Origin of the sequence: Arthrobacter sp. 08Y14 (assembly GCF_002929455.1) — a bacterium.
GTDB classification, from domain to species: Bacteria; Actinomycetota; Actinomycetes; order Actinomycetales; family Micrococcaceae; genus Arthrobacter_B; species Arthrobacter_B sunyaminii.
In genome coordinates this window covers 141,791-166,772 of the sequence record NZ_PJIX01000002.1, presented here as the reverse complement: position 1 = coordinate 166,772, position 24,982 = coordinate 141,791, and the positions used below count along the sequence as shown (strand labels likewise).

The window sequence follows — 24,982 nt, the reverse complement described above, 5'->3', positions numbered from 1 at the left end:
TTATCGAGATGAGTCGCTGCCGCGGTGATTATGCATGCTGCCTGCCGAAGTTGCGCAGCCGCAGCGAGTTGCCCACCACCAGCACGGAGCTGGCGGCCATGGCGGCACCGGCAATCATCGGGTTCAGCAGGCCCAGGGCGGCCACCGGAATGCCGACGGCGTTGTAGAAAAAGGCCCAGAAGAGGTTCGTCTTGATGGTGCCCAGCGTCCGCCGGGACAGTTCGATGGCGGTGGCCACCTGACCCAGGTCGTTGCCCATGACGGTCAGGTCCGCCGCTTCAATGGCTACGTCGGTGCCTGAGCCCATAGCGATGCCCAGGTCCGCCTGCGCCAATGCCGGAGCATCATTTACGCCGTCGCCGGCCATGGCCACCGTAGCCCCTTCGGCCTGGAAACGCTTGACGGCGTCCACCTTCCCCTCGGGCCGGACATCGGCCAGCACATCTTCCGGCGTAATGCCGACGGCGTCAGCAACCCGGGCTGCCACCACGGCGTTGTCGCCGGTGAGCAGCACGGGCCGCAGTCCCAGAGCCCGCAACCGCGCAATGGCGGCCACAGAGCCGGGCTTGATGTTGTCCCGCAGGCTGATGATGCCGGCGGCCCGGCCGTCAACGGCCACCAGGACGGCGGTGGATCCGGCTTCCTGCTCGGCCCGCAGCCTCGACCGGACATCCTCAGCCAGGACCACTCCGTTTTCCTCCAGCCAGCCGGGGCGCCCGGCGACAACGGCACGGCCGTTGACGGTTCCGCGGACACCGCCGCCCGGGGCAGAGTCGAACCCTGTCACCGGAGTCAGTGCGCCGTCAGTCACCGCCTCCTGCGCCGCAGCGGCTATGGCGACGGCGATGGGGTGCTCCCCCGCAGCCTCCACGGAGCCCGCCAACTGCAGCAGCTCCGCATCATCAATGGTGGGCTCCAGGGTCAGGGTGCGCACCACCGAGAGCCGACCGTCGGTGACCGTACCGGTCTTGTCCAGCACGATGGTGTCCACGGTCCGGGTGTCTTCGAGCACCTGCGGGCCCTTGATCAGAATGCCCAGCTGGGCGCCGCGTCCGGTGCCCGTGAGCAGGCCCACGGGCGTGGCCAGTCCCAGTGCACACGGGCAGGCAATGACCAGGACAGCGACGGCGGCTGTAAACGCGGCCTGCAGGTCGCCGCTGAAGACCATCCACAGCACAAAGGTGAGCACTGCGACAGCTAAAACGATGGGAACGAACACGGCGCTGATCCGGTCCGCCAGGCGCGCAATCGGTGCCTTGCCGGACTGTGCATCGCTGACCAGTCGTCCCATCTGGGCCAGGGTGGTTTCGCTGCCCACCCTGGTGGCGGTAACCAGCAGCCGCCCGGAGGTGTTGACGGTGGCACCGGTAACGGAATCCCCCGGACCCACTTCTACCGGAACGGATTCACCGGTGATCAGTGAGGCGTCCACAGCCGAGTGTCCGTCGGTGACGATGCCGTCAGTGGCGATCTTCTCGCCGGGCCGGACGACGATGACGTCACCCGCAACCAGGTCCTGCGCCGGTACCCGGACCTCGGCACCGTTGCGCAGCACGGTGGCATCTTTGGCACCCAGGCTCAGGAGTGCTTTCAGCGCGTCACCGGCGCGGGCCTTGGCGTTGGCTTCCAGGTACCGCCCCAGCAGCAGGAAGGTGACGACGACGGCGGCAACTTCGAAGTAGAGGTTGGCGTGTCCGCCGTCGGCCATGCCCTGCATATCAGTCATGCCGGCGTGGGCTGTGAGCGACGGATCCGTCAGGAGGGTTCCCAGCGAGAAGAGATAGGAGGCGATCACACCCAGGGACACCAGCGTGTCCATGGTGGAGGCGAAGTGCCGCGCATTGATGGCTGCGGCCCGGTGGAAGGGCCACGCGGACCAGGTCACCACCGGCAGCGTCAGCAGGGCGGCGAACCAGCCCCAGTTGTTGAATTGCAGAGCCGGGATCATGGAAACCAGAAACACCGGAACTGTCAGCACAGCGGCCAGGATGAGCCGCGGCCGCAGGGCAGCGGCAGTTCCGCCGTGCGCCATGTGGTCCTCGCCGGAGTGCTCCATGCCGGAGTTTTCATGGCCGGCATGCACGGATCCGGAGCGATCGCCTGCTCCGGTGTGACCGGCCCCGCCGTCGTACGCTGCCGTATCCCGCGTTCCCCCGCTGGCACGGGAAGCTCCGGCGGGCCGCACCAGATGTGCTTTGTAGCCGGCGGAATCCACAGCCTGCAGGATCTGCTCGTCGGTTACCCCGTCCGGGACGCTGACCCGTGCGGATTCCAGCGGGAGATTGACCGTGGCTTCGACGCCCTCAATTTTCCCGAGTTTCCGCTCCACCCGGCCGACGCAGGAGGCACACGTCATGCCCTCAACCTTGAGGTCGATGATCCGCGGGTGCGGCTGCCGGAGCAGGTTGTCGGTGTTCATGGGAGTACTGTCCTTCCGGGAATTGCTGGCGCGGCGCGGAACGCAGGTCGCGCATCCGCCGCGGGTGGATCCGGCGGGGCTAGGCGGAGGGTTCCACCACGAGGTAGCCCGCCTCTGCCACGGCCTCACCAAGCTCCACGGGAGAAAGTGTGCGGCTGGAAGTAACGACGGCGGTCGAAACACCGCCGGCGTTGAGATCAACGCTGACGTTATGGACGCCGTCGATCGCTTCGAGTTCTTCAGTAACTGATGCGACACAGTGGCCGCAGGTCATGCCCGAGATGTTCAGTGTGGTTTCCATGGGGTACCTCTTTCTGGATGGGTTCAAAGGTTCGGTAGGACAATTTCAGCGCAGGAGGCGGCCGATGGCGTCGGTGGCTTCCTGAACCTTGGCCTGCACCAGTTCCGGGTTGCCGGTGGCGTCCGCCTCGCGGGCGGCATCCACCACGCAGTGGGCCATGTGGTCCTGGACGAGGCCAAGGCTCACGGCATGCAGCGCCTTGTTGATGGCAGCGACTTGGGTCAGTATGTCGATGCAGTACTTATCTTCCTCGACCATGCGGGCAATCCCGCGGACCTGTCCCTCAATGCGCCGGAGCCGCTTGAGGTAGGCCTCTTTGTCCGTGGCGTACCCGTGGGCGCCGGAATGGTCCTGCTCAGCCAGGCCACCCGGGGCCTGTTCCTGGGTTGTGCTCATGTCCGCTCCTAGAAATCGACCTGCAACGAACATATACCCCCATAGGGTATGGCGTCAAGTACCCCTAGGGGGTATCTCGGTACGGCGTCAGAGGACCTCGGAGCACGTGGTGCCGGGTGTCAAAGTGCCTGCTCCCGCTCGGCATCGCTGCGCAGGATGCAGAACTCATTGCCCTCCGGATCGGCGAGCACCACCCATCCCGTCCCATCGGCCATACGCCGATCCGCAACTTGCCGGGCCCCCAGTGCCAGCAGGCGCTCAAGTTCCCGGTCCCGGGTGCCTTCGGCGGGCCTTAGGTCCAGATGCACGCGGTTTTTGACCTGCTTGCCATCCGGGACCTTGATGAACAGCAGGCGCTGGAAGCCGTCGTCGGAGGCGATCATGCACTCCTCGTCGCCGGGATGGTTCGGGTCATTGGGATCGTCCGGATCGTCATGGAAACCGAGCACTCCGCGCCAGAACACTGACTGGGCGAACGGGTCGAGACTGTCAAAGGACGTATGCGAGATCAGGGCGGTCATGGAGGCAGCGTAACGCTCGTGCAAGGATAAGCCGATGAACGCCGAGACCGAACCGCTCCTCGCAGGCCCCCGGGGCCGCCGCCTGTGCCTCGAGCTCGCGATGGAACTGAATCCGGACGTCAGCCTTTCTGTGTTTCGGCTGGGGTACGAGCTCGATCCCGGAAAGGGAACCTCCCGGGTGATGTTCGCCCTGATGACGCCTGAGGAAACCAACGACGACGACGCGCGCCCGCCTGCCGTTGGCTCGTCCGGTGATCTGGCTGCCCGCCTTGCCTCCCTTGATCTGTCTGGCGTTACCAACGAGTTGGTTCAGCCGGCCCTTGAGCGCTCAGTGGACACTGCCCGGTATTGGCAGCCTCCGGAGGGCGAGGATGTTCTGGCGTCGCTGCCGATCATCAGGGAAGCACTCGTTCCTCTTGCCGCCCGGGTGATGGCCATGCCCTCGATGCAGCGGAGCACTGAGGCCCGCCGGGTGGAGCAGTGGGCCATCGACTGGCGCGGCCCCGATGATCCGGCGCCGCTGGACCGGGACCCGCAGCAGAAATTGGCACAGTGGGGGCGGGACATACGTGCCGATGAGAGGCGGTGGAGGGCAAAGGCCTACGCATTGGACTCGAACATGTCGGGTGACTGGTGGTCCATCCCTCCGGGGCTTGTCGGCACGGTCGGCAGGATCCCCGCCGGACTGAACCTCATCGAGGATCCCCTGGGATGGGAGGACGCCACCACCATTGCAGTCCGCGGTGCCGGCAGGACATATGAAATACGAACCGGGGACGACTGGACAGCCCTATGCCGTAAATTCCCGCTGGAGGTGACGGCGTCCCGCCGCAACGTCTGGTTCCAGGTCACGGGACGGGACGGCCGATGGCTGATCCCGGACTGGGAGCGGGTAGCCGGGGAATGGGATGCCGTTCACCTGAGCGTCCTGGGATATCTCAGCACAGCGGGGCGGGTGCAACACATCGATGAAGAGTGGGCTTCAGTGATCGCAGGCTGGGATCCGGACCGGACCATCTGGCTGACCGATGCTGTCCGGGAGATTGACAGCCCTCGGCTGCACTGGCATCGCCAACAGCACGGCGAAGCGTGGACGCTGGCGGGGTGAGCGCATCCGGCCTGTCCGGATCCAGAAGCTGGCGTCAGAGGATGCTGATCACGTGAAGGCCGTACAGTCCGACCGCAAATACGGCCGACACTGCTGACACCCACAGCGCCGCCCTCTGCAGCGCCTTGTTCCCCTTGTGCTGCCTGATCCGCAGGATTGCCCACACGAGCATTGCGATTGCAACGAAGGGGAACACGAAGAAGAGGAGGCTCACAATGGAGCCCACGAGCAGCCAGATGTCGACCCAGGAACGAGGAACCGCAGGTGCAGGAGTGGCGGGTGCCGAAGTGGTGGCAGCGGCAATCTGCTCGACGGGTCCGAAATCGGCGATGACGCGCTCAGCGGTTTGCTCCGATTCCCCATACCGGCTGAGCATTTCGGCTGCGTGCTCGCGCATGGCCTGGACCGTCTCAGCGCGCTCCCTGGGATCAGTGCCGATGAGTGCTCTATCAAGGTCGGCGAAGTATGCCTCCAGAAGTGCCGGCAGCGGTTCAGTGGTGTTCATGGTGTCTCCTTGATCATGGTGGCAACCTCCGCGGCGAACAGGTTCCAGGTCTGGGTAAAGACCTCCAGGGCGTTCTCTCCCGCATCCGTGAGGTGGTAATAACGGCGGGGCGGTCCAACCGGTGATGACTCAAGGGTCGTAGTGACCCACCCCTGCTGCCGCAGGCGGGAAAGCAGCGGATAGAGAGTGCCTCCGCTGGCAAACAGGACGTCCCCCTCCCGAAGGCGCTCGGCGATCTCCAGCCCATACGCGGGCGCTGAGCGCAGACAAGCGAGAACGCAATAGTCCACCGTGCCTTTGCGGAGCTGAGTCAAAACCGACTCGCGTGTTGGTGTCATGCACTGCACGCTACCGGTAGCGTGCAGTGCATGCAACCGTCCGCTCGACGCCGCAGCCGCCCACGGCCCGAGGCGTTGAGCTTTCCCTGAACCCTTGTGCACTCAAAACAGGCGCATTATTCTCCGGCCATGCCTTTAGTCAGCAGTACGATCGAAACCGTCCCGGGGCGTGTAGCCCTGCAGTGGTCCCTGCCGGCTCCGGCAGACAGGGTCTGGTGGGGCCTGACGGACCCGGAAGCGCTGCCTCAGTGGATGGGATCCGTCACCTCCGGGAAATTCGCCGTCGGAAGCGTAGTGACTGTGGAGCACGCCAAGAACTATTCCTGCATCAGCGAGGTCCTGGACTGCGAGCCCCAGGCGCTGCTGGCCATGACCTGGAAGTTTCCGGACGAGCCGCTCTCATACTTGCGCATCGAGCTCACAGCGGACGAAAACAGCACCCGTTTGGCGCTGACGCACGACGCCCTTGGAGATGAGGCCGCCGGCTATCTGCCCGGCTGGCAGACGCATCTGCTGTATCTCGAAGGTCTGCTTCTGGGACGTCCGCGGCCCATGGCAGATTTCTGGCAGGTGTACGGGAAGCTCGATGACGCCGAAGCGGTTCAAACATAGACGGAGCGTTCGCGTATCCGGCTGGCTTACCCGCAACACGTAAGGTGGAGTCGTGGGTACCAATTCGCTTTCAGCCGCATCCGAGGATTATCTCAAGGTCATCTGGACCGCCCAGGAATGGACTGACGCGCCGGTGACGGTCTCTGCCCTGTCCGCGCACGTGGGCAATTCGCCGTCGTCGGTCTCCGAAGCGGTGAAAAAGCTGACCGCCCAGGGGCTGCTGACCCACGCGCGTTACGGTTCCATCACCCTGACCGAGGAAGGAACCCGCGAAGCTGTTGCGATGGTGCGTCGACACCGGCTGATCGAGACGTTCCTCGTGGAGTACCTGAACTACGGCTGGGACGAGGTCCACGACGAAGCCGAGCATTTGGAACACGCGGTCTCCGACAAGATGGTGAATGCCCTGGACCGGAGGCTTGGTTACCCCGTCCGTGATCCACACGGAGATCCCATTCCAACGCGGGACGGCAGCTTTCCGCCGCTGGCAGCCGTTCGGCTCAGCAGCTGCGAGCCCGGGAGCGTGGTAACCATCGCCCGGGTTTCGGACAACGACCCGGAACTGCTGCGGTATCTGGCCGGGCTGGGACTGCATTTGGACGTGCAGGTCCGCGTGCTCTCGCGCCAGGCCTACGCCGGAACCCTGACGGTGACAGTGGGCGGGGAACAGCTGGAACTGGGTCTTCCAGCTGCCCAGTCCATCTGGGTGCTGCGGGCACCCGGCGCGGAGGCGCCCGGGACTGCCCCCGAGGCTTAGGGATGAACGACGCCGCGGTTCAGCTGTGGTGGCTGCCGGTTGGCGCCGGCGGGCACGTCGTCGTCCATACCAGCAGGTGGTGGGAACGCTTCCACGCTCTCATGGAGCACCGGCCGGAGCAGCCCTTGTTTCACAGCTCCCTCATAGTGGTTCGAGCCACCGGGGAGTGGGTCATCGAGATGGCTCCGGCCTGGGGGCAGCGCAATCCGTCACGGGGCGTAGTGGCCAGCGGGCCGGTGGGTCTGCGCTTTTTGGAACGCTTCAGGCTCTTCCGCTACGAGGTTCGCTGCTGGCCCCAGGGGATACTCCCCGACCGGCAGTACGCTGTGGCGAGCCCGGTGGTCTTTCCTCTCACCGATGCCGCAGCGGCCGGACTGCTGGAGCGTACTGCGGCTGTGCCGTCCCATACCTGGGGACGCCGGATCAATGGTTCCAGGGATATGTGGAACTCCAACTCCCTCACTTCCTGGCTGCTGCAGGGAGCAGGATTGGACGCCGCCGGCATCAGTCCCCCGCAGGGCGGGACGGCACCCGGGTGGGCCGCAGGTATTGCTGCGTCCTAGGGAAGCACGTGCAGGTCGAAGAACACCTCGCGGAAGGTGGGCGTGTAGCCCAGGCTTTCGTAAAGCCCCAGGGCACCGGACGGGTTTTCCGTGTCCACGCCCAGGCCGGCACGCTCCATGCCCGACGCCTTGTACCGGCGCATCGCTTCGCCCAGCATGGCCGGCGCCAGCCCCAGGCCCCGGTAGCTGCGGCGCACACCCAGCAGCTCGGTGTAGCCCTCGCTGTAGCCATTGAGCTTTTCGCCCTCCGGATCAAAGGAGGCAATGTTGTAGCCGGCAATTTCCCCGGCGGCAGTATCCATGACCACAAAGGTCCAGTCCGCACGGAAATGCGGGTGTTCCACGTTGTGCTGCCAGCGCTCGGGATCCCGTTCCTCGCTGCCCCAGTGATCCTGGAACACTTCGTTGTGGGCAAGGCGCAGTGCTTCGGAAATATCCTCGTTGAAGGTCACATATTCCAGGCCGTCCGGCAGCTTGGTGTCCGGGATATCCGCGTCGAGCGGTCGGCTCATCTCCGTAAAGTAGCGCACCACTGACGCATTGGCGGCATGGAATAGAGCTACATGCGAGGCGTTGTCCTCCTCTGCCATAAAGCGCAGCAGACCCTTTTCATGTCCGGTTTCAAGGAGCCGTTCGCGGGCACGCTGCTGCTGCCAGCGCAGCAGGGCAGTGCCGACGCCGCGCCTGCGCCACTGCGGGTCCACTCCCCCGGCACCGTGGATTTTGTCCGATCCTTCGGTCCGGACCAGGTATCCGTAGGCCCGCGGGACGCCGTTGCGGTCAAGTCCCAGCAGGGTGTCCCGAGCCGGGTTGTCCGCACTGGCAGCCAAAACGTGTTCGAGGTCCGCACGCTGTTGGACATATCCCGGCTTGTCCGTTGCAGCGATGCGCCGGACCAGCTCCAGCCAGGCATCAACGTCTTCGGCCGTGATGGCACGCCAGCGCAGGCCCGTAACGGGGCCGGGGATTTCCGGAGGTGTTGAAATGCTCATTTTTCCACCCTATGACACGTGCACCGGGGGCTTCCTAGGAGTGTGACGCGGCACATACCGGCTGTCCCAGCACAATTCGGCGCTGACACCAGGCGGCATCGGCAGGGTTGTGGGTCACTACCACCACTGATTTGCCGCGCAACCCGGCCGCCAAATCGGCCATCAGCTGCTCGCCCGCTTCCGCGTCCAGGTGGGCAGTGGGTTCATCCAGGAGCACGACGTCGGCTTCCGTCAGGAGTGCGCGGGCCACGGCGAGGCGCTGACGCTGCCCGCCGGACAGGAAATGTCCCCCGCCTCCGACGCGGGTGTCCAGCCCCTCCGGAAGTCCGGCGAGGAACGGACCCAGGCCGACGGCGCGAAGGGCCGCAACCATCTCCGCCTCCGTGGGTGCGAGCCGGCGGTCGCGGGCCAGCAGCAGGTTGCCGCGCAGGGTGGAATCGAACAAGTGGGCTTCCTGCGGGCACCATGCCATCCGCCGTGCAGCAGGCGGCAACGTCGCAGCGGCCCGGCCGTTGATGAGGAAGGATCCCTCCTGCGGGGTGAGGAAGCCCAGCAGGACGCCGAGCAGGGTGGACTTCCCGCTGCCGGAGGGCCCGGTCACGGCCAGCCAGCTGCCTCGGCGCAGGTCCAGGTCCAGGTCCTCGAACACCGGGGTCTCTTCGCCTGGATAGGTATAGCTGATGCCGCGCAGCTCAACGGAGTCCACAGCGGGGACCGGCGCCCGGTCCGCGGAATCCGTGTCCGCATCCGGGTCCAGGTCCGGGTCCGGGTCCACAGTGTCGGTACCCAGGTCCGGCAGCACCTTGTCGCCCAGGGTCCGCCAGGCGAAGAACTGCTGGATGGAGCCGTTGACGGCCACGAAGGCTTCGATCAGCGCCAGCTGCATCAGCACGACGACGGCGGCCACCGTTGCCGGGATGTTCCCTGCCACGGTCAGCACGTAGAGGGCCCCCAGTGAGCAGGACAGGGCGGTGAGCGCATTGGCCAGGCCCTGCGCCCATGCGCTGCGGCGCACTGCGGCCGAAGCCCGTGCGTCAAGTTCGCGCTGGCGGGCAAACACCGGTGCGGCGCTGCTGTTGGCTTCCAGATCCGATGCTGCGTCAAGCAACCGCGCCATGGCCGCCATGGACCGCGACTGCAGCCGCACGGTTGCGGCGCGGGCTGCGGCGTCGGCACCCACGGCCACAAGCGGTGCAATCACCAGGCCCACCACACACACCAGGATCTGCACGCCCAGCGCTTCGGGCAACAGCAGACCTGTGGCGATACACGCGGCGACGGCGGTGAAGAAGCCGGTCAGCGGTGCAAAGACAACGCGCGGTGCGATGTCCCGCAGCTCATCGACATCCCCCACCAGCCGTTCCAGCGCTCCTCCGCCGCGGGCCAGCCGCCGCCATCCCTCGGGCCGCTGCAGCAGTCCGTTCCACAGGCGGATGCGGATGGCGTTGGTGGCACGGAAGACGGCGTCGTGCAGGCGCAGCCGCTCGAGGTAGCGCAGCACGGCGCGGCCGATGCCGAAGAACCGCACCCCAACAATGGCGGTGAGCAGCAGCATGATCGGCGGCTGTTCGTTGGCCCGGACAATCAGCCAGCCGGACAGCGACGTGAGCGACACCGCGAAGAGGGTAGCCCCGGTGCCCAGGAGCAGGGCCAGCAGGAACTGGGGGCTCCAGGGCCGCAGCACCAGCAGGTTCTTCCACAGCGGCTGATGCACGGGATGGGATTCGGTCTCCGCAAGCTCGTCCTGCCAGCGCACATCGGTGTGTTCTGCGCCGAGCCCAGTACCGCCGTCAGCGGGGAAACCCGGGCCTGTGCCGGCCGGCAGGGCCGGGGCGGCTGCCTGCGGGGATGCAGCCGGCAGATGTGCGGCGGCAAAACCGGTTTCACCGGGCAACCCGGTATCCACGGGAATCAGTGTGTCGGCAATAGCGGCGGCTGCCCGGTCGTGGGCCACCAGCAGGACAGTGACGGTTCCGCGCAGGTTCTTCAGGGCACGGATGACCGCGGCGGCGCTGGCCGCGTCCAGATGAGCCGTGGGTTCATCTGCCAGCAGCACACGCACCTGCGGCTGGCAGGCAATGCGGGCCAGTGCGCGGGCAACGGCCACTCGGCGCTGCTCGCCGGGACTCAGGTCCGCGGTGCGGGTCTCCAGCAGGTGCAGTGCGCCGATAGCGGCGAGCGCGCTTGCCGCAGCCTGCTGCCCTTCCTCCCCCGGGCCGAGGCCGGAGTAGAGGGCGATCTCTTCCGCGGTGGTGTCTTCCACCAGCACCGGATGCTGCGGGATCCAGGCAATGCCGGCGCGGTCGACGCCGGTTACGGAACCTTCCAGCGTGGTGTCGCCGCCGTTGCGGCGCAGTCCGGCGAGGGTTTCCAGGACGGATGTCTTGCCGCTGCCGCTGGATCCGGTGAGGGCTGCGATGCTGCCGACGGGCACCTCGAAGCTGAGGCCGGACACCGCCGGCCGGGGCCGGCCGGCATACCGGATGGTCAGCCCAACGACAGACAGCGGGGGTCCGGATAATGTTTGCGGACCGGAGAACGTGCCGGCACCCGCGCCGGTAGCAGCCACCGGCACGAGCGGAGCGGCGGCCGGGGCATCGAGCACGGCGTTGGTGCGCTTCAGTGCCTCCAGCCCGTCTTCGCTGGCGTGGTGGGCCGTGCCCAGGTCACGCAGCGGCTGGTAACACTCCGGAGCCAGGATCAGGGCGAGCAGGCCCAGTTCCAGGGACATGGAACCGTTGACCAGGCGTACGCCGATCACTACGGCCACCAGTGCCACCGAGATGGTGGCAATCAGTTCCAGTGCCAGCGCGGACAGGAACGCGATTCGAAGGGTTTCCAGTGTGCGGATGCGGTAGTTCTCGGCTACATCGCGCAGCGCTCGGGTCTGGGCTTTCGCGCGCCCCAGTCCGACGAGCACCGGCAGTCCCTTGGCCAGTTCCAGCATGTTGTCGGAGAGCCGGTTGAGGGCATCCACTGCGGCGGCGGTCTTGTCTCCGGTGTGCAGCCCGATCAGGATCATGAACACCGGAACCAGCGGTACGGTCAGGACCACCACCACCGCGCTGAGCCAGTCCGCGGAGAGGATGCGCAGGCCCACCAGCAGGGGTACGACGGCGCACGTCACCAGGGCGGGCAGATACTTGGCGTAGTAGTTGTCGAGTCCGTCCAGTCCCCGGGTGATCAGCACGCTCAGCGCACCGCTGCCCATGCCGGGAACATTGCCGCCGTCGTTCAGTGCCCGTTTGGTCAGGGAGGCACGCAGCTCTTCCTTAACCCCTGCCGCAGCCCGCTGGGATACCGTCTCGGTGCCCCATACGGCCAGTGAGCGCAGCACCGCTCCGGCGATGCCGTTGGCAAACACCCAGCGCCAGTCGGGACCGCCGGCGGCAAGCCCGGCCACTCCGGCAGCCACACCCGTGGCGAGGAGCACCAGGCCCGCCGCCTTGACGGCGGCCAGCAGGCCCAGGAGGTACAGCGCCCGCCGGCTGGCGGCACTGACCGGAAGAACCGGTTTCACTGAGCGGTCACCGAGTGGGCGGCAGGGATAGAGTCAGCGGTGATGCGCTTGCGGAAGACCCAGTAGGTCCAGCCCTGGTAGAGCACCACCAGGGGCAGGCCGAAGAGGGAGACCCAGGAAATAACGGTCAGCGTGTAATCGGATGAGGACGCGTTGTCCACGGTCAGGCTCCACGCAGGGTCCAAAGTGGAAGGCAGCACGTTCGGGTAGAGCGAGGCGAAGATCGTGAACACGCCCGCCACCAGGAACAGGCCGATCCAGATGAAGCTCCAGCCTTCCCGGCCGCGGCGCGCCGCGGCCCAGGCGAGCACCACGGCCACCACAGCGATGACCAGCGGGATCAGGGTCAGCGCCTTGCCGTTCTGCTGCTGCACCACAATCGCCCAGGCGGCCATCGGAAGAACACCCAGGGGCAGCCAGCGAACGACGGCGCGCCTGGCGCGCATTTCAATGTCGCCGCGGGACTTCAGTGCCAGGAAGGCACAGGCGTGGACCAGGCAGAAGGCAACGACGGCGAATCCGCCCAGGACGGCATAGCCGTTGAACCAGGCGAACGCTCCGCCCACCCTGTCGCCGTTCTCATTCAGCGGCAGCCCGGTGGTGGTCAGGGCCAGGGCAGCGCCCACACCGAAGGCCGAGACAAAGGAGCCCAGGGCCATGGCCCAGTCCCAGCGGCTGCGCCAGCGGTCGTCGTTGTGCTTGCCGCGGTACTCGATGGAGACCGCCCGGAAAATCAGTCCCAGCAGGACCAGCACAAGCGGGATGTACAGCGCCGAGAAGAGCGCCGCGTACCAGAGCGGGAAGGTGGCAAACGTCATGGCGCCGGCGGTAATCAGCCACACCTCGTTGCCGTCCCAGACAGGTCCGATGGTGTTCAGCATGACCCGGCGGTCCTTCTCGCTGCGGCCCATCAGCTTCATAAGCATGCCGACGCCGAGATCGAAGCCCTCCAGGAAGAGATAGCCGGTCCAGAGGAAGGCCAGCACAATGAACCAAAGGGTGGGTAGCGAAATCACTTCTGTGCTCCAGATCGCTTAGTAGGCAAAGCCGAGGACGTCATCGGGCTGCTTGGTCTTGGCTCCGGTTCCGCCGGAGCCGCCGGTGTCGCTGCCGTCGCTGCCGCTGCCGTCGTCACCGCCGGCGGAATCCATGCCGCCGGAGGAACCGCCGTCGTGCCCGCTGCTGCTGAGCAGCTCCGGCATGGCGGACGGAACGCCGCCGCGGGTGAACTTGAACAGCAGCCGCACTTCCACCACCAGCAGAACCAGGTAGACCAGCGCGAAGCAGGCCAGGGAGAAGATCATTTCGGCCCTGGAGACACCGGGTGAGACCGCCGCCGCCGTGAACATAAACACCTGGTCGATGCCGGTGAAGCTCGGGTTGGGTGCCACCACAAAGGGCTGGCGTCCCATCTCGGTGAAGATCCAGCCAGCGCTGTTGGCGCCGAAGGGGGCCAGGATGCCGAACACGGCCAGGCGCATCAGCCACTTGGACTGCGGGACCGTGCCCTTGCGGGTGATCCACAGAGCGAAAGCAGCCGCAGCGGCCGCAATGCCGCCAAAGCCGATCATGATGCGGAAGCCCCAGTAGGTGACGGACATGACCGGCAGGTAGTCAATCTCGGTGCCGGCCTGCGCACCGTACTTGGGATCATCCGGGATGTGCGTGCCGTAGGCCTCCTGATACTCCGGGATCAGGGTGTTGACGCCCTTGACCTCAGTATCGAAGTCGTTGTTGGCCAGGAAGGACAGCAGGCCGGGAACTTCGATCACGGCTTTGACATCGTCGCAGTTCTTGGCGCCTACGTCGCCGACCGAGAGGATCGAGAAGGAGGTGCCGTCGTGGCAGGCGGCCTCGGCCGCTGCCATTTTCATGGGCTGCTGGTCGAACATGAGCTTGCCCTGCAGGTCACCGGTAATCGCGGTCCCGGCGAAGGACACCATGGCCACCACTGCCCCGATGCGCAGCGACTTGATCCAGACGCTGTGGTCCGCCTTGTCACGGCCGGTCTCGGGGCGCTCACCGATGTTCACGGTGCCGTCTTCGTTGACGGTGTCAATCCCGTCACGGCGCCGCTTCCACAAGTGGTACCAGGCAATGCCGAGCAGGAATCCGCCGGCCACCGAGAGAGCGGCAGTGATCTGGTGCGGAAAGGCCACCAGCAGGGTGTTGTTGGTCAGGACCGCCCAGATGTCATTGAGCACGGGACGGCCGTCCACCATTTCCACACCGACGGGGTGCTGCATCCAGGAGTTCGCAGCCAGGATGAAGTAGGCGGACAGAACCGAAGCCAGCACTGCAATCCACAGGCAGGCCAGGTGCAGCTTTTTGGACAATCTTCCCCAGCCGAAGATCCACAGTCCCAGGAACACGGACTCGGTGAAGAAGGCCAGCAGAGATTCCAGCGCCAGCGGGGCACCGAACACGTCGCCCACGAAGCGGCTGTACTCACTCCAAGCCATGCCGAACTGGAATTCCTGGACCAGACCGGTTGCTATGCCCATGATGAAGTTGATGAGGAAGAGCTTTCCCCAGAACTTGGTCATGCGCAGGTATTCGTCTTTGCCCGTGCGGACCCACATGGTCTGCAGGGTCGCTACTACCAGCCCCAGGCCGATCGTCAGCGGCACCATGAGGAAGTGGTAGACGGTGGTGATGCCGAACTGCCAACGGGCAATATCGAGTGCTTCCACGGGAGGTTTCCTTCAGTCGAACCAGATTTCTACAGAGCGTAGAAGATCATTCTGATTCTGATCGTAGATGAGTTCGAAAAAGATTTCTACGCGATGTAGAACCGATCACAAAAAACCTGTAGATTGGAGAACCGGACCTCTTCTCTGCGGGGCATTGACCGGAAGTGGACAGGCTCCGGCGGAGGTTCGAGACTATTAATGCTGAAGGACAGGAACACAGATGGCTACCCTGGGTGAGTTGGAACGGGCAACAATGGACCTCCTCTGGGATTCACCGGAGGCCGCCACGGCAAACGAACTGCGTGAACTGCTGGCTCAGGCCAACCCTGCTGCGGGCACCGGAGACGGCAGGGGTCTTGCGGTCACCACCATCCTCACGGTCCTCTCCCGGCTGGAAAAAAAGGGACTGGTGGAGCGTGAGCGCAACATCCGCCCGCACCGGTACCGCGCCATCACATCCAAGGCCGAACATACAGCCGAGCTGATGCATGAAGTCCTTGGTTCGGTAAATGACCGCGAGGCCGTGCTGGCCCGCTTTGTCGGCTCTGTCTCGGCAACCGAGGCGGAAACCCTCCGCCGCCTGCTCGGCGGCGTCTGACCGGGTAGCGGCCACCTCTCTCCGCCGCGATGTTTTGGGCCTCGTATCTGTTGGCCGCGCTCGCCCTCGTGCTGGCGTGGCCTGTTCCGATTGCCCTTTCGCGCGCCAAATGGCCGGCCCGGTCCCCCTTCACTGCGATGGTGCTCTGGCAGGCCATCGCTCTGGCTGGCGGCCTGTCGATGATCGGCGCCATGCTGACCTGGGGCCTGGAGCCCCTTGGCAACAACCTGATTGACGCGCTGCGCAGCCTCTGGGGCATCCTGGTGCACCGCGAGCCAGCCACCACGCTGGGCCTGGTGCATGTCTTTGCGCTCAGTGCCGCAGTGTTGCTCAGTGCCCACCTGATCTTCACCCTCCTGCTGACCTATTACCGGATCCGCCGCGGCCGGCGCAGGCACCGGGACATGCTGTCCCTGCTGAGTTCCCCTTCAGACACCCGTCCGGCCACCCTGGTGATCAACCACCCCGTACCGGTGGCGTACTGCCTTCCGGGGGGCGCACGTTCGGTCACTGTCCTTTCGGACGGGCTTCTCGAGATGCTCTCGGATGATGAGCTCTCCGCCGTCCTTATCCACGAGAAGGCCCATCTCGCCCAGCACCACCATTTGCTGCTGTGGGCGTTTGCCGCCTGGCGCGCCGCCCTGCCGTGGCTGCCCACCTCCCAGTTGGCCCAACAGTCCGTCAACGAGCTCATCGAGATGCTGGCTGATGACGAAGCATTGCGCACGGTGCAGCCGGGGACACTGATTCGCGCCGTGGCGATTGTGGGAACCGGCGGCGCGGCGCCTGCGGAAAACCTGGCCGTTGCCGAGATTCGGGGCACGCCGCTGCTGGGCAGCCCCGACGAGCAGGAGAAAATCGGCACGGTTCACCGGCTGAGCAGGTTGCTGACGCCCCTGCCCCCGCTACCTGCCTGGCAGCGGGCCGCGGTGCTCATTCTGTCCGGCCTGCTGCTTGCCGTTCCCACCACGCTGCTGGTAGCGCCGGGCGTCGTCTAGGCGGCAGCCCCGGCCCTGAGCCGGGGGCAGGCTGGTTTCCCAGCCCGCCCCGGAGAGCCGACGGCGCTTATGCGTCGATGCGGTCGCGGTCCAGCATGGCCGCTCCCGCAATGATGAAGTCCTTGCGTGGAGCCACCTCACTGCCCATCAGCAGCTCAAACGCGCGCTCGGCGTCGGCTGCCTGGTCGATGCGCACGCGACGGAGTGTCCGGTGGCGCGGATCCATGGTGGTTTCCGCCAGCTGATCAGCATCCATCTCACCCAGACCCTTGTACCGCTGGATAGGCTCCTTGTAGTTCCTGCCTTCCTTCTGCAGCTTGGCCAGCAGCTGGTGCAGCTCCTTCTCCGAGTAGGTGTAGATCATCTCGTTGGCCTTGGACCCGTGGTTGATGACCTCCACGCGGTGCAGCGGCGGCACGGCGGCATATACGCGGCCCGCCTCGACCAGCGGCCGCATATAGCGGAAGAACAGGGTCAGCAGCAGGGTGCGGATGTGTGCTCCGTCGACGTCGGCGTCGGTCATGAAAATGACCTTGCCGTAACGTGCGGCGTCCAGCTGGAAACTCCGTCCGGATCCTGCCCCCACCACCTGGATCAGGGCCGCGCACTCGGCGTTGGAGAGCATGTCCGCAACGGAGGCCTTCTGCACGTTCAGGATCTTGCCGCGGATTGGCAGCAGCGCCTGGTAGTCCGAAGACCGGGCAAGTTTGGCCGTGCCCAGCGCGCTGTCACCTTCGACAATGAACAGTTCCGAACGCTCACTGTCATCAATCCGGCAATCCGCCAGCTTCGCCGGCATGGAGGAGGTTTCCAGGGCGTTCTTCCGGCGCTGGGTTTCCTTGTGCACGCGGGCGGAGATGCGGGATTTCATCTCCGAAACGACCTTTTCCAGCAGCAGGGCCGACTGTGCCTTGTCCTGCCGGGCGCTGGAATTGAGCCGCGCCGTAATCTCCTTGTCCACCACCTTGGCGACGATGGCGCGGACCGCAGACGTGCCAAGGATTTCCTTGGTTTGTCCTTCGAACTGCGGCTCGGCAAGCCGCACGGTCAGGACGGCCGTCAGCCCGGCGAAGACATCATCCTTCTCGATCTTGTCGTTACCGGCCTTGAGCTTGCGGGCGTTGGCCTCAATGACCTTGCGGAAGGTCTTCAGCAGCGCCTGCTCAAACCCGGCCTGATGAGTTCCGCCCTTGGGCGTAGCAATGATGTTCACGAAGCTGCGGATATTCGTTTCGTAGCCGATACCCCAGCGCAGCGCGATGTCGACCTCGCATTCCCGCTCCACCTCGGCGATTTTGCTGTGCCCTGAATCATCCAGAACGGGAACTGATTCCTTGAACTTGCCGCTGCCCTGCAGGCGCCAGATGTCGGTGACCGGCGCGTCCGCTGCGAGGTATTCCACAAACTCCGTGATGCCGCCGTCGTGCTGGAAGACTTCCTCCACCGGGCCGGCCTCGCCGGGGGTTCCGGGCAGGCGGCGCTCGTCGCGCAGGGTAATCCTCAGTCCGGGAACCAGGAAAGATGTCTGGCGGGCCCGGGCCTGCAGTTCCGTGTAGGAGAATTTGGCGTCCGGGGTGAAAATCTGGCGGTCCGCCCAATAGCGGATCCGGGTACCGGTCACGCCGCGCTTGGCCTTGCCCACCACCTCAAGTTTCGAACTCTCCAGGAAGGGAGAGAACTTGGCATCGGGGCTCGGAGACTTGCCGGTGTCAGCAAAATGGCCGGGCTCGCCGCGCCGGAAGTTCATCTGGTAAACCTTGCCGGCGCGGTCCACCTGCACGTCCAGACGGGCGGACAAGGCGTTGACCACCGAAGCGCCGACACCGTGCAGGCCTCCGGAGGCGGCGTAGGAACCCCCGCCGAACTTGCCTCCCGCATGAAGCTTCGTGAAGACCACTTCCACACCGGACAGGCCGGTCTTGGGCTCGATGTCCACCGGAATGCCTCGGCCGTCATCATGGATCTCCACGGAGCCGTCCGGGTGCAGGATGATCTTGATGCTCTGTCCGTAGCCGGCCAGGGCCTCGTCCACGGAGTTGTCGATGATCTCCCAGAGACAGTGCATGAGCCCGCGGGAATCGGTGGACCCGATGTACATGCCGGGACGCTTCCGCACAGCTTCGAGCCCTTCCAGGACGGAAAGGTGGCGGGCGTTGTACTCAGTGTTCGGGGGCGCCACGTGTTTGAAACTCCTCAGGCTTTGAAACCGTTGGCCGGCAGATCGCCGATCCAGCTGCGTACCCGGATTAAACCGGGCTACTACCAAGGTTAAGGCCCGCCGGTGACACTGTCCGCCAGCGACTCAGCATCGGTGAATTTCCTCACAAGAGAACATGAGATTGGTACGCGCAGAGCGAAAGACCCGCCAATGCGCGAAGAACCGGCGCGTAAAGATGGTTATATGAAGTATCAACACCCCAAGGAGGCTTTCATGACAGCAGCAGTAGCTACTCGTGAACTGAATACGCTGGACCGCTGCGACCGCTGCGGCGCGCAGGCGTACGTACGTGCGGTACTTGAATCCTCGGGTGGGGAGCTGCTCTTCTGCGGACACCATGCACGGGCGGTGGAGGCAAACCTTCGCCCCCTGACCTCGGAATGGCAGGATGAAACGTCCCGCCTGATGAAGAAGGCAGAAGCAGTCCCCGCGGACTAGACCGCTTCAGACGCAGCCGGCAAACTCCGGCAGCGCGTACAGCTTGGAAGGCTCCTCCCGCCCGGCGGGAGGAGCCTTTTCCATGAGCGCATCCGGTACCGGCAGATTCGGGTTAAAGCAGAACGCCCCCGGTCCGCTTCGGCGGATTGGGGGCGTTCTGCTTTTTGGCTTGATTAGTCCAGGTAGTCGCGCAGCACCTGGGAGCGGGACGGGTGGCGCAGCTTCGACATGGTCTTGGACTCGATCTGGCGGATCCGCTCGCGGGTAACCCCGTAAACCTTTCCAATCTCATCCAAGGTCTTGGGCTGGCCGTCGGTCAGTCCGAAGCGCATAGCCACAACACCGGCTTCACGCTCGGACAGCGTGTCCAGCACGGAGTGCAGCTGCTCCTGCAGCAGGGTGAAGCTGACGGCGTCTGCCGGAACAACGGCTTCGGAGTCCTCAATGAGGTCGCCGAATTCGGAGTCCCCGTCCTCACCCAGCGGGGTGTGCAGAGAGATCGGCTCGCGGCCGTACTTTTGGACTTCAACGACCTTTTCAGGGGTCATGTCCAGTTCCAGTGCCAGCTCTTCGGGAGCGGGTTCGCGGCCCAGGTCCTGGAGCATCTGGCGCTGCACGCGGGCGAGCTTGTTGATGACCTCGACCATGTGCACGGGAATACGGATGGTGCGGGCCTGGTCTGCCATTGCACGGGTAATGGCCTGGCGGATCCACCACGTTGCGTAGGTGGAGAACTTGAAGCCCTTGGTGTAGTCGAACTTCTCGACCGCACGGATCAGGCCCAGGTTTCCTTCCTGGATGAGGTCCAGGAACAGCATGCCGCGGCCGGTGTAGCGCTTGGCCAGGGACACCACAAGGCGGAGGTTGGCTTCCAGCAGGTGGTTCTTGGCACGCTTGCCGTCGTGGACGATGAACTCGAGCTCCCGCTTGAGCTTGGGGTCCATATTGGGATCCGCTGCGAGCTTCTCTTCAGCAAAGAGTCCGGCTTCGATGCGAAGGGCGAGATCCACTTCCTGCTCAGCATTCAGCAGGGCAACCTTGCCGATCTGCTTCAGGTAGTCCTTGACCGGATCCGCTGTTGCCCCGGCGGACACAACCTGCTGGGCAGGGGCGTCATCATCGTCGGCATCTGAGTAGACAAAGCCCGAGCCTGTAGGCGCTGCTTCCGGAGCGTCAGCAGCATCAGTCTCCGGCTCAGCGGGATCCGTGTCGCTGTGCGACTCTTCCTCTTCCGCTGCGGCGGCGGCCTTTGCGGCCTTGGCTGATTTGGCGGGGGTCTTGCGGCCGGCTGCAGCGGTAGCTGACTTGGAAGCAGCTGGCTTGCGCGCTGCGGCCTTGCGGACGGTCTTTACCGCGGTCTTATCGCCGGCGGCGGCATCTATCGGAGCCTGGGCTTCGTCTACGGCAGTGCGCTTGCTTGCAGTGTCAGTCTCTTCGACTGCAGTTGTCTTTCTCGGCGACACAGAAAACCTTTCATACGGCGGGCTGTGGAATCGCCATTGGGGGCAACACCACTATGACCCTGTCAAGTCCGTGCTTGTTTTCAAGCGATCCCATCAGCAGCGGTGCTCTCATAAAGAACACATCTGCCGTGGTTTCTGTTCCCTGTACAACAGTCTTTGGGAACAAGAAGCGACACTTGATACACGAACCCGACCGGGTCTCGGTTCCCATTGTCTCATGATTTCCTGCTGCCGACAGCATGACCGGCCCCTTTGCCCGGCTGCCCGGCTGCACGGCGCAGGGCCTGCCCCAGCTATCGGGTGAGCCTTGCTGCCGCAGCACAGCCAATAAGCAACGCCCCGCCTTATCTCCGGGCGGCACCCGGCGAGCGCTCCGCTGCCTTCCAAGCCGTCCCCTGGTTTGTCGCCCATACCGGGAATACGCCGGTGGCCAGCAGTTCTTCGAGCAGCTCCGCGAGCCGGTACCCGGGATTCGATTCCAAACAACGGGTCAGGAGCACCTGCGCCCTGGACCCTCTCCCCCGGGCCCATTCGATCCAGCCCATCAGACTCAGCAGGGCTGAAGAAGCTTCCCTATCCTCTTCACCGTCCGCGGCATCGGCCGCCAGGAGTTCAGCAAAAACAGCGAATGCCGCGTCCATGGCACCCCACCGCGGTGACTGTGGATATTGGCCCACCAGCACATCACGGTAGTCTCGCCCCGCGTCTTGGGGGCGCTTGCGGGGCAGGTCATGGGATGACCCCGCAATGACTCTCCCCCCTCTGCCGGGTGCCTGTCCGGATTCACGGCGGGATGCCCCGGCGCCTGCCGAGTCCCGGCCATCCGTCTGCGCAGCCGCGTCCGGGCACGGCGGCAATAAGGGGCGAGGGCCATCCACCGAAAGGAGGCGGCAGGCTTCGGCCCCTGCAAGTGCCTGGTCTTTGCCCAGAGCCGCCATCACCAAGAGAGTGTCCCGCACCGGCCGGGCATGCAAGCTGGCCAGGAGGAAGCCTGCTGTCTCCGGGTCCGTCCGCAGCGGCGCAAATCCCGGTGCGGGTTCACCAGAGACCGGTTCTCCGGAACCTCCCTGGTACCGGCCCCGGGTGGTTTCGGGCCCCGCCGGATTACCGTCGCCTGTCAGCCCCGCCTGCGCCGTCGCCGCCTCCGCACCATCAATCACCGCCTCCCAGACATCCAGGGTTCCTGCAAACTGCAAAGATCCGCACCAGTGTCCCGTCAGCCGGCGGCCGTAAGCGGCACGGTGTACGGCAGCAACCCCACCGGGCTCACCCCAGGGTTCGGGAAGATCCAGGGCCACGGCCTGCTCCAGTGTGGGCGCGTAGGCGCTGCCGCGGTACACCATTTCCGCGCTCAGCGTGCTGTTGGTGATGTCCTGCAGCGGGCGGCCCGGCCAGGGACAACAGCCGCTGTCTGAACAGAAGTACTCCCGCCAGGCAGTGGAGGAAATTACCCACCCGTCCCGGATGGGCAGTCCGCTGCCGGTAAGGCACCGGCTGAGCTGATGGATGAGCCTTCGGTAGGGCGGAGCATCCGGCCGTTTCCATGCCCGGTCCGTATAAAGGGCCATCAGCACGCCGTTTGCGCAAACATCGGAGCGGAGAATGCCACTGACCTTGGCCGCAAACTCCGAGTAATCCAGTGCTGAAGCCGGCAGGTCCAGACGCAGTGTTGCACCTAATCGGGAGGAGTCCACGGTCATGAGGACCAGGGATTCCTTCGGAGTAAAACCGAGGCTGTGCGGAATGTAGGCCAGGATGTCCGCCGGTCCGCTGGCGGGAAACGGATCCTTGGGCCGCCGGCTGCGTGAGTTCGTCATGGTCCGAGGTTCCCGGTTCGGACGCCGGACAGGGAACGAAGGGGCCTGCGTTGTGGACGGATGCAAGTGCCGGACGCCGTTTTGCCTGTGGTGGAGGAGCAGCCGTGCGGCTCCGGTCAGCCGGCGTCCATACCCTCCCGGGACCCGGATGCCCCCTGTTCCTGCCGGACCGCCTGCCGTACCCCACGCTCGGACTGTTTCCGCTGACGCTCGCGGGCGATGGCCTCCCGCAGCGGAGGCAGCTTGAGGCCGTCGTCGGCCATCCGTGCACGCACGCGTGCCCGGGTGCGGAGAATTCCGACCACCCCCACGGCCATCACCAGCAGCTGGACCGCCAGCGCAATGCGGAAGGACTCCAGGGCATACAGGTCTCCCCCGCTAAAGCCGCGGGCATTCAGGATGTCCAGCACCACTCCTATGAGATACATGGAAATCAGGGAGGCAATGAACCCGCCCACGTTGACGATGCCTGTGGCCGTTCCCAGCCGGTGGCCGGGGTTGTAGGTACGGGCAAAATCGAACCCGATCATCGAGCCCGGTCCGCCGATGGCCAGGACCGCCACCAGCAGCGCCAGCAGCCACATCGGCGCCGGACCCGGATAGAGCAGCACGGCCAGCCAGGCACCGGCCATGGCAGCGGCAATCAGAAGGACCATGGTGGAACGGCGGAGCGGATGGCGGCCCACCCAGGAACCCAGCCAGGGTCCGCAGATGATCGCCACCACCACGAAGAGCGTCATCAGTGCAGACGCCCAGGACGATTCCAGTCCCTCTGCGCTGACCAGATAGGGGAATCCCCACATCAGGATGAAAACTGTGCCGGGGAACTGGATGGTGAAGTGCGTCCACATTCCCAGCCGGGTGCCGGGCTGCCGCCACGCTTCGGCCAGCGATGTGGCGCTCTGGCGCAGCGGAAGAAGCACCGGACGCGGCACCCCGGCAGGCCGGTTGCGGACAAAGACCAGGGTGAGGACCAGGATCAGCACGGACAGGGAGGCAGCCGACACAAACGCCGTGCTCCACCCGAACCTGTGCAGGACAAAGGCGAAGGGGACGGCACTGGCGATTTGTCCCAGCTGTCCGATGATGCCGGTCCACTGGGTCAGGACCGGAATGGAACGGCCGCTGAACCAGGCCGGCAGCAGGCGCAGCACACTAATGAAGGTCAGCGCATCACCGGCCCCCACCAAAGAACGGCCGAGAATACCCGCCCCGACGGAATCTGCCGCAGCCAGCTGCAGCTGTCCGGCCACCATGAGGGCCGCGCCTGCCGCTATCAGGAGACGGGGACCGAACCGGTCCACCAGCACGCCCACCGGAATCTGCAGCGCGGCGTACACCAGCAGCTGCACCACCGTAAAGACGGACAGGATGGATGCTGTGGCCTCGAACCGGGCGGTGGCTTCCAGACCGGCAACGCCGAAAGTGGTGCGCTGCGTGACCGCGGCCAAATAGGCCAGGACACTGATACCCCAGACGAACCAGGCGCGCGTTGAATTCACTTGCGCACCGCCTTGCTAATTCTTGGGGCCCGTCCCCTGATCGAAGGGTCCGGAGGTGTCTGCCTGTTCGGACGTCTCAGCTTGCCCGGAAGCATCAGCATTCCCACCAGTTTCTGCGTCCTCCGTTGTATCGGCTGTAGTCTCAGGCCGCAGCGCTTCGGACTCCTCTTCCGCCTGCGGGCTCGCCAAATAGGCCTCGACGGCGGCGCCAAGCTCCTCGGCGTCCGCCAACTCATCATTGTCCTTCACGAGCAGGGAACGGCGCACAGTGCTCTCCGCGTACTCGTCATACCGCTTCTCAAGGGTAGCCACGACACCCTTGACCTCCGCAGACGCCTCCACCTGCTGGGCGATTTGGCGCTCCACGTCACGTCCGGCTTCACGGAGCCTGTCCGTGGGAAGAACCAGGGATGCAGCGGCGCCCAGGTATTCCAAGCCGGCCACGGCGGCCGGCGGGAACTCCGCCTCCGCCAGATAGTGCGGCACGTGCATGGCATGGCCGACGACGTCGAACCCCGCCTGGGTGAGGCGCAGCTCCAGAACGTGTCCCACCGCAGCCTGTATCTGCGCCTGGGGACGCCACGCGCTGATGCCGGCCATGAGATCCGGGCGGTTGCCGTGGACGGTCACGCCCACGGGGCGGGTGTGAGGCACCGGCATGGGAATCGAATGGATCCAGCTCATCATTTTCACATCGAAGGTCCTGGCCAGGTGCACCACTGCGGCGGCAAAACGTTCCCACTGCACGTCCGGTTCGAAACCGGTCAGAAACAGGAAAGGTTCTCCAAGGCCGTCATACATCCGATACAGGTTCAGCTGTGGAGGTTCGTAGTCGGCCAGATGATCTTCCACGAACGAGATCTGGGGCCGGCGGGCACGGTAGTCGATGAGCTGATCCGAATCGAAGGATGCCACCACGTCGTGCTCAAGGTTTTCCAGCAGCTCGTCGCGGATCTGGGAAACCACGTGGCCTGCCTCGGCAAAACCGGTAAAGCCCACGAGAAGCTGCAATCCGTGCAGGGCAGCGTCGTCGGCCACCTCCGGATTCAGATTGAACAGGGTCAGCGGATCAAGCATGTCTTCCCCTTCTGTGCTTCCATGCGCGTTGGACTTTCGACAAATGTGGAGATCTTCCCGCCGTGGGTGAAACCCGGAACGGCGGGTCAGCGCGGATGCACTGTCTTCTCAAGCGTAAACGTCCCCGTCCCCGCATTTCATTCCCG

22 protein-coding genes are annotated in these 24,982 nt (G+C 65.1%); 7 read left to right on the top strand and 15 right to left on the bottom strand.

The window, feature by feature from the left end; genetic code table 11:
• Window positions 1-28 precede the first annotated feature (28 nt).
• The 4 genes from CXR03_RS07320 to CXR03_RS07305 form a co-directional block, all read right to left on the bottom strand.
• Window positions 29-2,419 (bottom strand): cation-translocating P-type ATPase, encoded by a 2,391-nt coding sequence (locus CXR03_RS07320; RefSeq protein ID WP_104103056.1) that lies wholly within the window; start codon window positions 2,417-2,419, stop codon window positions 29-31.
• Between the two features lie 79 nt (window positions 2,420-2,498).
• Window positions 2,499-2,720 carry a heavy-metal-associated domain-containing protein gene (locus tag CXR03_RS07315; RefSeq protein WP_104103055.1) on the bottom strand — a complete coding sequence of 74 codons (222 nt, stop codon included), beginning with the start codon at window positions 2,718-2,720 and terminating at the stop codon, window positions 2,499-2,501.
• Between the two features lie 45 nt (window positions 2,721-2,765).
• Entirely contained in the window at window positions 2,766-3,116 is a 351-nt protein-coding gene (locus tag CXR03_RS07310) for a metal-sensitive transcriptional regulator (RefSeq protein WP_104103053.1), read from the bottom strand.
• A gap of 119 nt (window positions 3,117-3,235) precedes the next feature.
• The gene (locus CXR03_RS07305) at window positions 3,236-3,637 is read right to left on the bottom strand and encodes a VOC family protein (RefSeq protein ID WP_104104029.1); all 402 of its coding nucleotides are present in this window, start codon (window positions 3,635-3,637) and stop codon (window positions 3,236-3,238) included.
• Window positions 3,638-3,671: 34 nt separating this feature from the next.
• Here CXR03_RS07305 and CXR03_RS07300 point away from each other — a divergent pair, with 34 nt between their 5' ends.
• Entirely contained in the window at window positions 3,672-4,745 is a 1,074-nt protein-coding gene (locus CXR03_RS07300; RefSeq protein WP_104103052.1) for a hypothetical protein, read from the top strand.
• Between the two features lie 34 nt (window positions 4,746-4,779).
• Here the strand turns inward: CXR03_RS07300 and CXR03_RS07295 are convergent, their stop codons facing one another.
• Complete coding sequence (locus CXR03_RS07295; protein ID WP_104103050.1) at window positions 4,780-5,250, bottom strand: hypothetical protein; 471 nt, start codon at window positions 5,248-5,250, stop codon at window positions 4,780-4,782.
• Window positions 5,247-5,588 (bottom strand): PadR family transcriptional regulator, encoded by a 342-nt coding sequence (locus tag CXR03_RS07290; RefSeq protein WP_104104028.1) that lies wholly within the window; start codon window positions 5,586-5,588, stop codon window positions 5,247-5,249. The genes CXR03_RS07295 and CXR03_RS07290 overlap by 4 nt, the downstream gene beginning before the upstream one ends.
• Before the next feature lie 129 nt (window positions 5,589-5,717).
• Between CXR03_RS07290 and CXR03_RS07285 the strand changes: the two genes are divergently transcribed.
• The 3 genes from CXR03_RS07285 to CXR03_RS07275 are packed head-to-tail and all read left to right on the top strand — an operon-like array spanning window position 5,718 to window position 7,520.
• Window positions 5,718-6,200 carry an SRPBCC domain-containing protein gene (locus CXR03_RS07285; RefSeq protein ID WP_104103049.1) on the top strand — a complete coding sequence of 161 codons (483 nt, stop codon included), beginning with the start codon at window positions 5,718-5,720 and terminating at the stop codon, window positions 6,198-6,200.
• 52 nt (window positions 6,201-6,252) lie between these two features.
• Window positions 6,253-6,957: a metal-dependent transcriptional regulator gene (locus CXR03_RS07280; RefSeq protein WP_104103047.1), complete on the top strand. Its 705-nt coding sequence runs from the start codon at window positions 6,253-6,255 to the stop codon at window positions 6,955-6,957.
• A gap of 2 nt (window positions 6,958-6,959) precedes the next feature.
• Window positions 6,960-7,520, top strand: coding sequence for a hypothetical protein (locus tag CXR03_RS07275; protein WP_104103046.1), 561 nt, complete (start codon window positions 6,960-6,962; stop codon window positions 7,518-7,520).
• Here CXR03_RS07275 and CXR03_RS07270 read toward each other — a convergent pair.
• From CXR03_RS07270 to CXR03_RS07255, 4 genes are read right to left on the bottom strand one after another with little or no spacing between them, the layout of a single operon-like run.
• Window positions 7,517-8,512: a GNAT family N-acetyltransferase gene (locus CXR03_RS07270; RefSeq protein WP_258073545.1), complete on the bottom strand. Its 996-nt coding sequence runs from the start codon at window positions 8,510-8,512 to the stop codon at window positions 7,517-7,519. The genes CXR03_RS07275 and CXR03_RS07270 overlap by 4 nt on opposite strands.
• A 34-nt stretch (window positions 8,513-8,546) precedes the next feature.
• Entirely contained in the window at window positions 8,547-12,032 is a 3,486-nt protein-coding gene (cydD, locus tag CXR03_RS07265; RefSeq protein ID WP_104103044.1) for a thiol reductant ABC exporter subunit CydD, read from the bottom strand.
• Window positions 12,029-13,048: a cytochrome d ubiquinol oxidase subunit II gene (gene cydB, locus CXR03_RS07260; protein ID WP_104103043.1), complete on the bottom strand. Its 1,020-nt coding sequence runs from the start codon at window positions 13,046-13,048 to the stop codon at window positions 12,029-12,031. The genes cydD and cydB overlap by 4 nt, the downstream gene beginning before the upstream one ends.
• Before the next feature lie 18 nt (window positions 13,049-13,066).
• Window positions 13,067-14,725, bottom strand: coding sequence for a cytochrome ubiquinol oxidase subunit I (locus tag CXR03_RS07255; RefSeq protein ID WP_104103041.1), 1,659 nt, complete (start codon window positions 14,723-14,725; stop codon window positions 13,067-13,069).
• A 220-nt stretch (window positions 14,726-14,945) separates the two neighbouring features.
• Between CXR03_RS07255 and CXR03_RS07250 the strand changes: the two genes are divergently transcribed.
• Both CXR03_RS07250 and CXR03_RS07245 read left to right on the top strand, forming a co-directional pair.
• Window positions 14,946-15,323, top strand: a complete 378-nt coding sequence (locus CXR03_RS07250) for a BlaI/MecI/CopY family transcriptional regulator (RefSeq protein WP_104103040.1) — start codon at window positions 14,946-14,948, stop codon at window positions 15,321-15,323.
• 29 nt (window positions 15,324-15,352) lie between these two features.
• On the top strand, window positions 15,353-16,321 hold the full coding sequence (locus tag CXR03_RS07245) for a M56 family metallopeptidase (protein WP_104103038.1): 969 nt from the start codon (window positions 15,353-15,355) through the stop codon (window positions 16,319-16,321).
• 67 nt (window positions 16,322-16,388) lie between these two features.
• Here the strand turns inward: CXR03_RS07245 and CXR03_RS07240 are convergent, their stop codons facing one another.
• Entirely contained in the window at window positions 16,389-18,500 is a 2,112-nt protein-coding gene (locus CXR03_RS07240) for a type IIA DNA topoisomerase subunit B (protein WP_104103037.1), read from the bottom strand.
• A 252-nt stretch (window positions 18,501-18,752) separates the two neighbouring features.
• On the opposite strand from CXR03_RS07240, the gene CXR03_RS07235 reads away from it, so the two are divergent.
• Complete coding sequence (locus CXR03_RS07235; protein ID WP_104054643.1) at window positions 18,753-18,977, top strand: hypothetical protein; 225 nt, start codon at window positions 18,753-18,755, stop codon at window positions 18,975-18,977.
• 173 nt (window positions 18,978-19,150) lie between these two features.
• Here CXR03_RS07235 and CXR03_RS07230 read toward each other — a convergent pair whose 3' ends face one another.
• The 4 genes from CXR03_RS07230 to CXR03_RS07215 all read right to left on the bottom strand — a co-directional run bounded on the left by CXR03_RS07230 (window position 19,151) and on the right by CXR03_RS07215 (window position 24,836).
• A complete protein-coding gene (locus CXR03_RS07230) occupies window positions 19,151-20,440 on the bottom strand; it encodes an RNA polymerase sigma factor (protein ID WP_104103035.1) in 1,290 nt (429 codons plus the stop codon).
• A 344-nt stretch (window positions 20,441-20,784) separates the two neighbouring features.
• Entirely contained in the window at window positions 20,785-22,257 is a 1,473-nt protein-coding gene (locus CXR03_RS07225; protein WP_104103034.1) for a DUF4192 domain-containing protein, read from the bottom strand.
• A 116-nt stretch (window positions 22,258-22,373) separates the two neighbouring features.
• A complete protein-coding gene (locus tag CXR03_RS07220) occupies window positions 22,374-23,759 on the bottom strand; it encodes a nitrate/nitrite transporter (RefSeq protein ID WP_104103032.1) in 1,386 nt (461 codons plus the stop codon).
• Between the two features lie 15 nt (window positions 23,760-23,774).
• A complete protein-coding gene (locus CXR03_RS07215; RefSeq protein WP_104103031.1) occupies window positions 23,775-24,836 on the bottom strand; it encodes a proteasome assembly chaperone family protein in 1,062 nt (353 codons plus the stop codon).
• Window positions 24,837-24,982: the final 146 nt, after the last annotated feature.

Bases quoted from the DNA above. Each gene is read 5' to 3' on its own strand.
- CXR03_RS07320 (WP_104103056.1), bottom strand. From the start codon at position 2,419: ATGAACACCGACAACCTGCTCCGGCAGCCGCACCCGCGGATCATCGAC.
- CXR03_RS07315 (WP_104103055.1), bottom strand. From the start codon at position 2,720: ATGGAAACCACACTGAACATCTCGGGCATGACCTGCGGCCACTGTGTC.
- CXR03_RS07310 (WP_104103053.1), bottom strand. From the start codon at position 3,116: ATGAGCACAACCCAGGAACAGGCCCCGGGTGGCCTGGCTGAGCAGGAC.
- CXR03_RS07305 (WP_104104029.1), bottom strand. From the start codon at position 3,637: ATGACCGCCCTGATCTCGCATACGTCCTTTGACAGTCTCGACCCGTTC.
- CXR03_RS07300 (WP_104103052.1), top strand. From the start codon at position 3,672: ATGAACGCCGAGACCGAACCGCTCCTCGCAGGCCCCCGGGGCCGCCGC.
- CXR03_RS07295 (WP_104103050.1), bottom strand. From the start codon at position 5,250: ATGAACACCACTGAACCGCTGCCGGCACTTCTGGAGGCATACTTCGCC.
- CXR03_RS07290 (WP_104104028.1), bottom strand. From the start codon at position 5,588: ATGACACCAACACGCGAGTCGGTTTTGACTCAGCTCCGCAAAGGCACG.
- CXR03_RS07285 (WP_104103049.1), top strand. From the start codon at position 5,718: ATGCCTTTAGTCAGCAGTACGATCGAAACCGTCCCGGGGCGTGTAGCC.
- CXR03_RS07275 (WP_104103046.1), top strand. From the start codon at position 6,960: ATGAACGACGCCGCGGTTCAGCTGTGGTGGCTGCCGGTTGGCGCCGGC.
- CXR03_RS07270 (WP_258073545.1), bottom strand. From the start codon at position 8,512: ATGAGCATTTCAACACCTCCGGAAATCCCCGGCCCCGTTACGGGCCTG.
- CXR03_RS07250 (WP_104103040.1), top strand. From the start codon at position 14,946: ATGGCTACCCTGGGTGAGTTGGAACGGGCAACAATGGACCTCCTCTGG.
- CXR03_RS07245 (WP_104103038.1), top strand. From the start codon at position 15,353: ATGTTTTGGGCCTCGTATCTGTTGGCCGCGCTCGCCCTCGTGCTGGCG.
- CXR03_RS07235 (WP_104054643.1), top strand. From the start codon at position 18,753: ATGACAGCAGCAGTAGCTACTCGTGAACTGAATACGCTGGACCGCTGC.
- CXR03_RS07225 (WP_104103034.1), bottom strand. From the start codon at position 22,257: ATGACGAACTCACGCAGCCGGCGGCCCAAGGATCCGTTTCCCGCCAGC.
- CXR03_RS07215 (WP_104103031.1), bottom strand. From the start codon at position 24,836: ATGCTTGATCCGCTGACCCTGTTCAATCTGAATCCGGAGGTGGCCGAC.